Raw genomic sequence first — 12,368 nt, forward strand, 5'->3', positions numbered from 1 at the left:
GTGCTCCTGCGCACGTCGTCGGCAACAAGGCCGAAAGTTTCGGGGACTGTAGCACGTCGGTGCCGGAAGGCCAGGGGTTTCTTCGGCGGGCGTCGTTGTTCCCGGCGCGGCTGCGGGGGACCACGGGACGGTGGCATGCGCTGTTGGGGTCCCTTGACACGCCTCGATCGATGGCCATAGGTTGCCGAAAGCAAGCGGCGCCATTTCCGAAACTTTCGGATTCCGTCGTCGCTGTCGTCCCGGCCCGTGACCAGGGCGGCGGGCCAGGTCAGCGCTGCTAAGGGGTTCGGGATGAGAGGTCAGTCGTCCGTCGACACCGGACCGGCGAGCCGGGAAACCGTCGCGTGGCGCGACGCGCGGTTGTCACCGACCGAGCGGGCCGAGGCGCTCGTGCCACTGATGTCCCTGGAGGAGAAGATCGCCCAACTCGTCGGCGTCTGGGTGGGCGCCGACGGCTCCGGGGAGGGCGTCGCCCCGTACCAGACCGAGATGATCGACGACCCGCCGTCGTGGAGCACCATCATCCGATACGGGCTGGGCCAGCTGACCCGGCCGTTCGGCACCGCGCCAGTCGACCCGGTCCTCGGCGCCCGCTCCCTGGCCGCCTCCCAGGAGCAGATCGTGGCGGCGAGCCGATTCGGGATCCCGGCCCAGGTGCACGAGGAGTGCCTCACCGGGTTCGCCGCCTGGCAGGCCACCGTGTACCCGGCCCCGCTGAGCTGGGGCGCCTCCTTCGACCCGGAACTGGTCGAGACGATCGCCGGCCGGATCGGCCGGTCGATGCGCGCCGCCGGGGTGCACCAGGGCCTCGCCCCGGTGCTCGACGTGACCCGTGACTACCGGTGGGGGCGGACCGAGGAGACCATCGGCGAGGACCCGTACCTGGTCGGCACCGTCGGTGCGGCGTACGTGCGGGGCCTGGAACGGGCCGGCGTCGTCGCCACCCTCAAGCACTTCGCCGGCTACTCCGCCTCCCGGGGCGGACGCAACCTGGCCCCGGTGTCGATGGGTCCCCGGGAACTCGCCGACGTCATTCTCCCGCCGTTCGAGATGGCCCTGCGGCTGGGCGGTGCCCGCTCGGTGATGAACTCGTACGCCGAGATCGACGGTCTGCCCGCCGCCGCCGACGAGGGGCTGCTGACCGGGTTGCTGCGCGACGAGTGGGGCTTCACCGGCACGGTGGTCGCCGACTACTTCGCGGTCCGGTTCCTGCAGACCCTGCACGGTGTCGCCGACGGGGCGGCGCAGGCCGCCGAACTCGCCCTGCGGGCCGGCATCGACGTCGAGCTGCCCACGGTGGACACCTTCGGTGCCCCGCTGGTGGCCGCGGTCCGCGCCGGCGAGGTCGACGAGGCGCTGGTCGACCGGGCGCTGCGCCGGGTGCTGACCCAGAAGATCGAACTGGGCCTGCTCGACGAGGACTGGCGGGCGCTGCCGGAGGACGTGCAGGGCTTGCGTCTCGACGACGCGGCCAGCCAGGAGCTGGCCGTACGCCTGGCCCGGGAGTCCGTCGTGCTGCTGCGCAACGACGGGGTGCTGCCGCTGCCCGCCGGTCGCCGGGTCGCGCTGGTGGGCCCGGTCGCCGACGATCCGCTGGCGCTGCTCGGCTGTTACGCCTTCCCCAACCACGTCGGCGTCCAGCACCCCGAACACGGGCTCGGGCTGGACATCCCCTCGCTCCGCGACGAACTGACCCGCCTGGTCCCGGGCGTCGTACACGAGGCCGGCTGCGCCATCACCGGCGAGGACACCGCCGGTATCGCGGCGGCCGTCACGGCGGCCACCGACGCCGACGTGTGCGTGCTCGCCCTCGGCGACCGGGCGGGCATGTTCGGCCGCGGCACCTCCGGCGAGGGCTGCGACGTGTCCGACCTGCGGCTGCCCGGCGTACAGGCCGACCTGGCGCGGGCCGTGCTCGCCACCGGCACCCCCGTCGTCCTGGTGCTGATGGCCGGGCGGCCCTACGCGCTGGGTTCCGAGTTCGACGCCGCAGCCGCGATCGTGCAGGCGTTCTTCCTCGGTCAGCGTGGCGGGCAGGCACTCGCCGAGGTGCTCACCGGAGCGGTGAACCCGTCGGGTCGGCTGCCGGTGAGCGTGCCGCGCGACGCCGGCGGTCTGCCGGCCACCTACCTGTCACCGCCGCTGGCGCGGCGCACGCAGGTGTCGTCGGTCGACCCCACCCCGGCGTACCCGTTCGGCCACGGGCTGAGCTACACCACCTTCGACTGGTCCGACGCGTGCGTGCTGGGACCCGCCGGTGACCTGCACGCCGGCTCCGGCGCGCCGGCCGAGTGGCCGGTCGAGGGCGAGGTGACGGTCCGGATCACCGTCCGCAACACCGGACCGCGCGCCGGCACCGAGGTGGTCCAGCTCTACCTGCACGACCCGGTCGCGCAGGTCACCCGACCGGTCGTACGGCTGGTCGGTTACGCCCGGGTGCCGCTGGAGCCCGGCGCGGCGGCGCACGTGACATTCGACGTGCCGGCCGACGTCGCGTCGTTCACCGGCCGGGCCGGCCGGCGCATCGTCGAGCCCGGCGAGGTCGAACTGCGGTTCGGCCGGTCGAGCAGCGAGGTGGCGGCGACCGTGCCGCTGCGGCTGACCGGCACCGAGCGCCCGATCGGTCACCAGCGGGAAATGCTGAGTTCGGCCTGGATCGAAGCCGTCGTGACCGCGGCGGCATAGGAGGCCGAGGATGACACCGCAAACCCTACGGCCGCCGCGGGCCCGGGACAGCCCCATGGCGCCGACCACCCGCGCACCGCGTGCCCGGCGCAGTTGGCGGCGGGCCCTGCGCCGGGACTGGCAGCTCTACTCCCTTGCCGTCCTGCCACTGCTGTTCTTCCTGGTCTTCCGTTACCTGCCGATGATCGGCAACGTGATCGCCTTCCGCCGGTTCAGGCCCGGCGGCAGCATCTTCGGCGAGTACTGGGTCGGCCTGCGGTACTTCCGGATGTTTTTCACCGACCCGACATTCTGGGAGGTGTTCACCAACACGCTGGCGCTGGGGACGCTGACCCTGCTGTTCTGCTTTCCGCTTCCGATCGTGCTGGCGTTGCTGCTCAACGAGGTGCGGGCCCGCAGGCTCAAGCGGTTCGTGCAGTCGGTGTCCTACCTGCCGCACTTCCTGTCGATCGTGATCGTGGCGGCGATGGTCATGCAGATGGTGTCGGTGGACGGGACGGTGAACCAACTGGTCCGCGCCGTCGGCGGCGACCCGGTGCCGTTCCTGCAACGGCCGGAGTGGTTCCACACCATCTACGTCTCCTCCGAGGTCTGGCAGACGGTCGGCTGGGGCACCATCCTCTACCTCGCCGCCCTCACCACCATCGACGACAACCTGTACGAGGCGGCCCGCATCGACGGGGCCGGCCGGTGGCGGCAGACCTGGCACGTCACGCTGCCCGGCATCCGGCCGACGATGGTGACGCTGCTGATCCTCAACATCGGCACCTTCATGGCGGTGGGGTTCGAGAAGATCCTGCTGCTGTACAACCCGTTGACGTACCCGACCGCCGACGTCATCTCCACGTACCTGTACCGGATGGGCTTCGAGTCCAGCAACTTCAGCTACGCCGCCGCGATCGGCCTCTTCGAGGCCGTGATCGGGCTGGTCCTGGTGCTGACCGCGAACGCCATCTCGCGGCGCACGGTCGGGGCGAGCCTGTGGTGACCGTCGAGAACGCCACGCAGCGCCCGGCCACCGCCCGGCGGCGGGGGATCCGGCCGACCCGCGGATACCGGATCTTCCAGGTGGTCAACGGGGTGATCCTCACCGGCGTCGTGGTCGTGACGTTGTACCCGTTCCTCAACATCGTGGCCCGCTCACTCAGCGACGAGGCGTACATCATCGCGGGCCGGGTGACCCTGGTGCCGCGCGGGTTCGACCTGACCTCGTACCGGTTGATCATGTCCGACGCGATGTTCTGGACGAACTACCGCAACACCGTGGTCTACACGGTGCTGGCCACCACCATCGCGCTCGTGCTCACCACCTGTTACGCGTACGTGCTGTCGAAGCCGCAGCTCAAGGGGCGGGGCGTGCTCGCCGGGATAGCCGTGTTCACCATGTTCTTCGGCGGGGGCCTGATCCCGAACTACGTGCTGATCACCAGCCTCGGCATGAAGAACACCATCTGGGCGGTGGTGGTGCCCAACGCCATCAGCGTGTTCAACCTGCTGGTGATGAAGGCGTTCTTCGAGAGCCTGCCGACCGAGTTGGAGGAGGCCGCCGCCGTCGACGGCCTGAACACCTACGGCATCCTGCTGCGGATCGTGCTGCCGCTGTCGAAGGCGATCATCGCCACGATGGTGCTGTTCTACGCGGTGTCCTTCTGGAACTCGTGGTTCACCGCGTTTCTCTACCTGGACCAGCAGGACATGTTCCCGGTGACGGTCTATTTGCGCAACCTCATCGCCGGCGCGACCGGGGCCCAGTCGGCCGGCGGGGTCGCCGACGCCGACGCGGTGCAGGCCGCGGCCACCATCCAGTCCGTGACCATCGTGCTCACCACCCTGCCCATCCTGGCGGTCTACCCCTTCATCCAGCGGTACTTCGTGTCCGGCGTGATGCTCGGCGCGGTCAAGGGATAGCCGATCGGTTCCACACCCGACCCACCACCCGAACCGAAAGGACGAGCCATGTTCCAGCAGACCTGGCGCCGCGCGGCGGCTGCCGTGGTCGGTTTGCTCACCCTCACCCTCGTGGCCTGCTCGGAGGAGGAGCCCGCCAAGGACCTCTCCGGCAACCGGGCCGGCGCGATGGCCGACTACGGCGTCGGCGACCAGTTCACCGCCACGGAGCCGGTTTCCTTCTCCATCCTGTACAACAACCACACGTTCTATCCGCTGAAGGAAGACTGGCTGCTCTGGTCGGAGATCACCAAGCGGACCAACGTGAAACTCGAACCGGTCGTCGTGCCGGCCAGTGACTACGAGCAGAAGCGGAGCCTGCTGATCGGGGCCGGCGACGCGCCGATGATCATCCCGAAGACGTACCACCCGCAGGAGAACGCCTTCGTCTCCTCCGGCGCGATCCTGCCGGTCAGTGACTACCTGGATCTGATGCCGCACTTCAAGGAAAAGATTGAGAAGTGGCGCATGCAACCGGAGATCGACACGCTGCGGCAGTCCGACGGCAAGTTCTACGTGCTGCCCGGCATGCACGAGAAGCCCTGGCACGAGTACTCGCTGGCGATGCGCGCCGACATCCTCGACCAGCTCGGTCTGACGGTGCCGAAGACCTGGGACGACGTGTACACCGTGCTCAAGGCGATGAAGGCACGGTACCCGGACACGTACCCGTTCTCCGACCGGTGGCACAAGCCCAACCCCGGTGGCGCGTTGCTGAACTTCCTCGGCGCGTCGTACGGCACCCTGGCCGGCTGGAACTACCAGCACGTCACCTGGGTGCCGAACGAGAAGAAGTTCGTCTACACCGGGGCCAGCGAGCAGTACAAGCAGATGTTGCAGTTCCTCAACAAGCTCGTCGCCGAGAAGCTGATGGACCCGGAGAGCTTCACCCAGACCGACGACGCCGCCCGGCAGAAGCTCGCCAACGGCAGGTCCTTCGTGATCAGCGCCAACGCGCAGACCCTGGTCAACGAACTGCGACCGGACCTGGCGAAGACCCAGCCGAACGCGAAGCTGGTCAAGATCCCGCTGCCGATCGGTCCGGCCGGTGAGATCAACCCGGCCTCCCGGCTGGAGAACGGCGTGATGATCTCCTCGAAGGCCCGGGAGAGCAAGAACTTCGTGGCGATGATGCAGTTCATCGACTGGCTGTACTACTCCGACGCCGGCCAGGAGTTCGCCAAGTGGGGTGTCGAGGGGACCACATACACCAAGGACGCCGCCGGCAAGCGCGCCCCCACGCCGGACGTCACCATCGTCGGGCTCAACCCCACCGGCAGCAAGCACCTGCAGAAGGACTTCGGCTTCGCCAACGGTGTGTTCGCCTACGGCGGCAAGCTCGACCTGGTGCAGTCCTTCTTCCCCCCGGAGGAGATGGAGTTCCAGAAGGTGATGAACGGTCGCGCGCCGAGCCCGATCGTGGTCGCGCCGCCGCACCCGCTCACCGACGAGGAGCGGGAGCAGGCGTCGCTCTGGGAGACCCCGCTCAAGGACCACGTCACCCAGAACAGCCTGAAGTTCATCCTCGGTCAGCGGCCCTTCACCGAGTGGGACGCCTACGTCGGTGAACTGAAGGCCAAGAACTCCGAGCAGTACCTGGACATGGTCAACAAGGCGTACGAGCGGTTCCAGAAGAGCAACGGCTGACCGGCGGGGCCGGCCGGCGACACAGCCCGGCCGGCCCACGCCCGGCGACGACCGGAGGACGAGCATGCGTACCACCGTTGCCGAGCAGCCCGTCGGCCGGCTGACCGACGCCTGGCGCACCTGTGTCGGCACCGGCCGCTTCGAGCTGGCCCTGCGGCGCGACTACCAGGACTCGCTGGCGCTGCTCCAGCGCGACATCGGCTTCCGGCACATCCGCGGGCACGGGCTGCTCAGCGACGGCGTGGGCGTCCACCGCCCCTACCAGCACCGGGGCCTGCGCCGGGTGCACCACAACTTCACCTACGTCGACCAGGTCGTCGACGCGTACCTCGAACTCGGTATCCGGCCCTTCGTCGAGCTGGGCTTCATGCCGTCGGCGCTGGCCTCCGGCGACCAGACGGTGTTCTGGTGGCGCGGCAACGTCACCCCGCCGCGCTCCTGGCAGGAGTGGGCCGACCTGGTCCGTGGCACCGTCGCCCACCTGGTCGACCGGTACGGCCTGGCGGAGGTGCGCGGTTGGCCGATCGAGGTGTGGAACGAACCCAACCTGACCGCCTTCTGGGCCGACGCCGACCGGGACGCCTACCACCGGCTGTACGAGGTGTCGGCGCACGCGGTCAAGGAGGTCGACGCCACCCTCCAGGTCGGCGGCCCGGCCATCTCCCCGGGCGCGGACGAGTGGCTGGTCCCGTTCGCCGAGTTCGTCACCGACCGGGGGGTGCCGGTGGATTTCGTCAGCCGGCACGCCTACACCTCCGGTCCGGCCCAACACGTGCCGTTCGGCACCCACCAGACCCTCGCTGAAGCGGCGCACCTGCTGGAACAGTTCGCCGCCCCCCGCAAGCACCTGGCCGGCACCGCCCTGGCCGAGGTGCCGGTGCACATCACCGAGTTCAACTCCTCCTACCGGCCGGACAACCCCATCCACGACACCGCCTTCCACGCGGCGTACCTCGCCCCGGTGCTGGCCACCGGCGGCGACCTGGTCGACTCCTTCTCGTACTGGACGTTCAGCGACATGTTCGAGGAGGAAGGGGTGCCGACCGCGCTGTTCCACGGCGGGTTCGGCCTGCTCACCCACCGTCAGATCAAGAAACCCACCTACCACCTGTACGCCTTCATGGCGCGCCTCGGTGACGAGGTGCTCGCACGCGGCGCCGACCACCTGGTCACCCGGCATTCCGACGGTCGGGTCGCCGTGCTGGCCTGGGCCCCGGTCGACGTCACCGGCCTCGACCGGGCTCCGGAGCGGCACGACCTGGCACTGTCGGTGCCGCTCGGCCCGCCCGGCACCGCCTCGGCGTTCCTGCTGCGCTCCTCGGTCGGCGAGGAGGCGGGCAACGCCTGGGCCGCCTGGGTGGAACTGGGCCGTCCCCGCTCGCCCCGGCCGTGGCAGCTCGACGCGCTGCGGGAGTCCGCCGAACCGCACCGCAGCCACCGGGGGGTGCCGGTCACCGCCGGCCGGGTCGAGCTGGACCTCACCCTCGGCCGGCACGAGGTGACCCTGGTCGAGCTGACGCCGGTGGTGGACGAGACCCCGCCCTGGTGGGACGAGGGCCGCCTGCTCGGCCGACCCGGCCGGGAGGAGGAGGCATGACCGACGCGGGCCAGACCTGGCGGCAGTTCGGCACCGGGCCACTGTCGCGTGTCGCCGCGTACGTGCACATCCTGCTCGTCGTCGAACTGCTGCTGCTGGTCACCACGCTGCCCGGCCTGGCCCCGCTGCTCCTGCTCGACCGGGACGTCAGCAACCTCCCGCTGGTCGCGGTCGGCCTGCTCCCGGTCGGCCCGGCGGTCTGCGCCGCTCTGTACGCCCTGCGTCACCAGCCCCCGGACCTGACGGACCTGCGGCCCGCCGCGGTCTTCTGGCGGGGCTACCGGGCCAGCCTGGCGGGCGTGCTGCGGATCTGGGCGCCCGCGCTGCTGTGGCTGACCGTCATCGCGGTGAACCTCGCCCATCTCGACGCGGCGGCGGTGCCGTCCTGGTGGGCGGTGCCGCTGCTCGGCGTCGGCGCGCTGGTGGCCCTCTGCACGGCCCAGGCGCTGGTGGTCATCGCCCTGTTCACCTTCCGCACCCGCGACATCCTCCGGCTCGCGCCGCACCTGCTGGTGCGTTCCCCGAGCGCCACGGTCGGCAACCTGCTGCTGCTGGCCGCCGCGACCGGGATCACCGCGGTCTTCTCGGAGGCGGTGCTGGCGCTGTTCGGCTCGCTGTTGGTGCTGGCCTTTCTGCGGATCAACGAGCCGGTGATCGACACGGTGCGCGAGGAGTTCACCGGTGAGTGACGCGCACCCCGCCTGGCTGCCGCCGGCGGCGTTCACGACGGTGGGTGGGTGCCGCGTGCTGGTACACGGCGGTGGCCTGCTCGTGGACACCGTCTTCGATGAGGTCGTCCGGGCCTGCGCGACCCACGGCGGGCAGGCCCGGCGTACGGGGGACCGGCATCCGGCGCCATCCGGCGTCGCGTCGGGTGTCGGTCCCTCCACCCCGCCGGGCCGGGCCGGGGCGCCGCCGTCGTCGCCCTCCGGCCCGGCCGGCGACGCCGTCGACCTGATTCTCGCGGTGCGGGGCGCGGAACCGTTGCCGGCATCGGCGGCGCGGGCCGACGACGGCGAACCCCTCGACGACGAGGGGTTCCTGCTGACCCGGGCCGACGGGCTGACGGTGGTGCTGGCCGACACGCCGGCCGGGCTGCTGTACGGGTTGTTCCACCTGGTCCGGCTCGGCGCGGGCGCGCTCGACGTGCGGGCTACTCGGCGGCACCGGCCCGCGCTGCGCCGACGGATGCTCGACCACTGGGACAACGTGGCCCGGCACCCGGTGATGGGACAAATGGAGCGGGGCTACGCCGGTGGTTCGATCTTCTGGCGCGACGGCGTCGCGCTGCGGGACCGGGAGCGGGTGCGGGCGTACGGGCGGCTGCTGGCCGCCTGCGGAATCAACGCGGTCGCGGTGAACAACGTCAACGTGCACGCCACCGAGGCGCGGCTGCTCACCGACCGGCTCGACGACGTCGCCTGGATCGCCGACGTGCTGCGCCCGTACGGCGTGCGGGTGCACCTGTCGGTGACCTTCGCCGCCCCGGTGCTCCTCGGTGGGCTGCCCACCGCCGACCCGCTCGACGAGGCGGTGCGCCGCTGGTGGGAGAGCGCCACGGCGCGGGTGTACGCCCGCATCCCGGACTTCGGCGGCTACCTGGTGAAGGCCGACTCGGAGGGGCAGCCGGGCCCGTTCGGGTACGGTCGCGACCACGCCGACGGCGCGAACCTGCTCGCCGGGGCGCTCGCCCCGCACGGGGGAGTGGTGCACTGGCGGGCGTTCGTCTACCAGCACCGGCAGGACTGGCGGGACCGCTCCACCGATCGGGCGCGTGCCGCGTACGACCACTTCGCCCCCCTGGACGGCCGGTTCCGGGACAACGTCATCCTGCAGGTGAAGCATGGTCCGATCGACTTCCAGCCGCGCGAGCCGGTCTCTCCGGTGCTCGCCGCCATGCCGGCCACCCGGCTGGCGGTGGAGTTGCAGGTCACCCAGGAGTACACCGGCCAGCAGTGGCACGCCTGTTACCTGGCTCCGTGGTGGAGCGAGGTGCTCAGGTTCCGGCCGTGGGGTCCGGACGGACGTACCGTGGCGGACCTGGCGGCCGGCGGCGGCCTGGTCGCGGTCTCCAATGTGGGCGACGACCCGTTCTGGACCGGCCATCCCCTCGCCCAGGCCAACCTCTACGCCTTCGGCCGGCTCGCCTGGGATCCGGAGCTCGACCCGGTCGCGGTCCTCGACGAGTGGATCGGGTTGACCTTCCCGCCGGCCACCACCGGCGACCCGGCACTGGTGCGCGAGACCCTGCACGCGGTGCTGGACGACTCCTGGCGCACCTACGAGCGTTACACCGCCCCGCTGGGTGTCGGGTTCATGGTCCGCCCGGGGCACCACTACGGCCCGGACGTCGACGGTTACGAGTACACGCCGTGGGGCACCTACCACTTCGCCGACCGCGACGGCGTCGGCGTGGACCGTACCCGGGCCACCGGTACCGGCTTCACCGGGCAGTATCCGCCGCCGTGGTCACAGGTGTACGAGTCGCGCGAGCGCTGCCCGGACGAGCTGCTGCTCTTCTTCCACCATGTCCCGTACGGGCACGTTCTGCACAGCGGCGTGACCGTGGTGCAGCACATCTACGACACCCACTTCGCCGGGGTGGCGCAGGTGGAGCAGATGCGTCGGCGGTGGCGGCGGCTGGCCGGGGTGATCGACCCGACGGTGTACGAGCGGGTCGCCGAGCGCCTCGACGAGCAGGTGCGCTGTGCCGTCGAGTGGCGGGATCAGATCAACACGTACTTCTTCCGTAAGTCAGGGGTGCCGGACGCACGGGGACGCCGCATCCACTGACCCGACCGGCTTTCCGGCCGGGTCCGGCTCTCCGGGCCCGGCCGCAGAGCCGGATCCGGCCGGGTCCGCGCGTTGTCACGCGCTCACCACGGGTGCACGGTGCCGTCCTGCAACCGGTTCACCGGCAGGTAGGCCGGCGAGTACGGGTACCGGGCCGCTGCCTCCTCGTCGATGTCCACCCCGAGGCCCGGCGTCTCCGCCGGGTGCAGGTAGCCGTCGGCGAAGTGGTAGCCGTGGGGGAACACCTCGTCGGTGGCCGGGGTGTGCCGCATGTACTCCTGCAACCCGAAGTTCGGGATGGCGATGTCCAGGTGCAGCGCGGCGGACATGCAGACGGGGGAGAGGTCGGTGGCCCCGTGCGAGCCGCTGCGCACCTGGTGCAGGGCCGCCAGGTCGAAGATGCGGCGCAGGTGGGTGATGCCGCCGGCGTGCACCACCGTGGCGCGGATGTAGTCGATGAGCTGTTCCCGGATGAGCTGGGCGGCGTCGAAGATCGTGTTGAAGACCTCGCCGACGGCGATCGGGGTGGTGGTGTGCTGCCGGATCAGCCGGAACCCCTCCTGCAGGTCCGCGGGGACCGGATCCTCCATCCAGGTCAGCGCGTACGGTTCCAGGCTCTTGCCGAGCCGGGCCGCCTCGATCGGGGTCAGCCGGTGGTGCACGTCGTGCAGCAGCCGTACGGTGGGGCCGAACTCGTCGCGGACCCGGGCGAACACCGTGGGCGCGTGCGCCAGGTAATGCTCGGTGGACCAGGTGGTCTCGCTGGGCAGCGCCGCGTCGGCCGGCTCGTAGAACATCTTGTCGGCGCTGACCCCGTATGTCTTCGGCAGGCCGGGAACGCCGCACTGCACCCGGACCGCCCGGTAGCCCAGGTCGACGTAGCGGCCCACCTCGGTCAGCACCTCGTCGATCGTCTCGCCGTTGGCGTGGCCGTACACGGTGACGCCGTCGCGGGACCGGCCGCCGAGCAGTTGGTAGACCGGCAGGCCGGCGACCTTGCCCTTGATGTCCCACAGCGCGGTGTCCACGGCGGCGACGGCGCTCATGGTGACCGGCCCACGCCGCCAGTACGCCCCCTGGTAGAGGTACTGCCAGGTGTCCTCGATCCGGGCCGGATCCCGGCCGATCAGCAGCGGCACCACATGGTCGCGCAGGTACGAGGCGACGGCCAGCTCGCGGCCGTTGAGGGTGGCGTCCCCGACCCCGGTGACGCCCTCGTCGGTGACGATCTTCAGGGTGACGAAGTTGCGTCCCGGACAGGTCACGATGACCCGCGCGTCGACGATTCTCACGCGTTCTCCTTGGAGCACCGGGGCGGGTACGACACCGCCGATCAGGGCCGGTCGCCTCTGGCCGTTGGCTAGCCGGTCTGGCAGGCGGTGCCGTTGAGCCGGAAGTCGGTGGGCGGCGGGTTGCTGGTGCCGTAGCTGCCCTGCACACCGAAGCTGACCGTGCCACCTGGCGGGAGGTCGGCGTTCCAGGCGACGTTTCGGGCGGTGACCGCGGTCCCGGCCTGGGTCACCTGGGCGTTCCAGGCGTTGGTGACCCGCTGCCCGGCCCCGAACGACCAGGTCAACGTCCATCCGGTCAGCGCCGGCCCGCGGTTGGTGGCCCGCACCTCGGCGGTGAACCCGCCGGTCCACTGGTTGACCGTCCAGGAAACCAGGCACGTCGGCGCGGCGGTGGGTGAGGCGGTCGG

General features: G+C 70.8%; 9 protein-coding genes. 7 read left to right on the forward strand and 2 right to left on the reverse strand.

Annotated features, from left to right (window positions below; genetic code table 11):
- Positions 1-291 precede the first annotated feature (291 nt).
- The 7 genes from E1166_RS25280 to E1166_RS25310 all read left to right on the forward strand — a co-directional run bounded on the left by E1166_RS25280 (position 292) and on the right by E1166_RS25310 (position 10,669).
- Positions 292-2,685, forward strand: a complete 2,394-nt coding sequence (locus E1166_RS25280; RefSeq protein ID WP_132342441.1) for a glycoside hydrolase family 3 N-terminal domain-containing protein — start codon at positions 292-294, stop codon at positions 2,683-2,685.
- Between the two features lie 10 nt (positions 2,686-2,695).
- Positions 2,696-3,673 (forward strand): ABC transporter permease subunit, encoded by a 978-nt coding sequence (locus E1166_RS25285; RefSeq protein WP_243710506.1) that lies wholly within the window; start codon positions 2,696-2,698, stop codon positions 3,671-3,673.
- Complete coding sequence (locus E1166_RS25290) at positions 3,670-4,593, forward strand: carbohydrate ABC transporter permease (protein WP_243710507.1); 924 nt, start codon at positions 3,670-3,672, stop codon at positions 4,591-4,593. Before E1166_RS25285 ends, E1166_RS25290 begins: the two co-directional genes overlap by 4 nt.
- A 48-nt stretch (positions 4,594-4,641) precedes the next feature.
- Positions 4,642-6,279 (forward strand): extracellular solute-binding protein, encoded by a 1,638-nt coding sequence (locus tag E1166_RS25295; protein ID WP_132342443.1) that lies wholly within the window; start codon positions 4,642-4,644, stop codon positions 6,277-6,279.
- A gap of 64 nt (positions 6,280-6,343) precedes the next feature.
- Positions 6,344-7,876, forward strand: coding sequence for a xylan 1,4-beta-xylosidase (locus E1166_RS25300; protein ID WP_132342444.1), 1,533 nt, complete (start codon positions 6,344-6,346; stop codon positions 7,874-7,876).
- Positions 7,873-8,565 (forward strand): DUF624 domain-containing protein, encoded by a 693-nt coding sequence (locus E1166_RS25305; protein WP_132342445.1) that lies wholly within the window; start codon positions 7,873-7,875, stop codon positions 8,563-8,565. The genes E1166_RS25300 and E1166_RS25305 overlap by 4 nt, the downstream gene beginning before the upstream one ends.
- A complete protein-coding gene (locus E1166_RS25310; RefSeq protein WP_132342446.1) occupies positions 8,558-10,669 on the forward strand; it encodes an alpha-glucuronidase in 2,112 nt (703 codons plus the stop codon). Before E1166_RS25305 ends, E1166_RS25310 begins: the two co-directional genes overlap by 8 nt.
- Before the next feature lie 83 nt (positions 10,670-10,752).
- On the opposite strand, the gene manD is transcribed toward E1166_RS25310, so the two are convergent.
- Together manD and E1166_RS25320 are read right to left on the reverse strand one after the other, a co-directional pair.
- The gene (gene manD, locus E1166_RS25315) at positions 10,753-11,961 is read right to left on the reverse strand and encodes a D-mannonate dehydratase ManD (RefSeq protein WP_132342447.1); all 1,209 of its coding nucleotides are present in this window, start codon (positions 11,959-11,961) and stop codon (positions 10,753-10,755) included.
- 68 nt (positions 11,962-12,029) lie between these two features.
- A partial coding sequence (locus tag E1166_RS25320) for a cellulose binding domain-containing protein (RefSeq protein WP_207914511.1) occupies positions 12,030-12,368 on the reverse strand: 339 nt, incomplete at its 5' end.

The sequence above is a fragment of the Micromonospora sp. KC213 genome, assembly GCF_004348325.1.
Lineage (GTDB): Bacteria > Actinomycetota > Actinomycetes > Mycobacteriales > Micromonosporaceae > Micromonospora.

Excerpts from the sequence above, each read along its gene's own strand:
- E1166_RS25280 (WP_132342441.1), top strand. The coding sequence starts at position 292 with ATGAGAGGTCAGTCGTCCGTCGACACCGGACCGGCGAGCCGGGAAACC.
- E1166_RS25285 (WP_243710506.1), top strand. The coding sequence starts at position 2,696 with ATGACACCGCAAACCCTACGGCCGCCGCGGGCCCGGGACAGCCCCATG.
- E1166_RS25295 (WP_132342443.1), top strand. The coding sequence starts at position 4,642 with ATGTTCCAGCAGACCTGGCGCCGCGCGGCGGCTGCCGTGGTCGGTTTG.
- E1166_RS25300 (WP_132342444.1), top strand. The coding sequence starts at position 6,344 with ATGCGTACCACCGTTGCCGAGCAGCCCGTCGGCCGGCTGACCGACGCC.
- E1166_RS25305 (WP_132342445.1), top strand. The coding sequence starts at position 7,873 with ATGACCGACGCGGGCCAGACCTGGCGGCAGTTCGGCACCGGGCCACTG.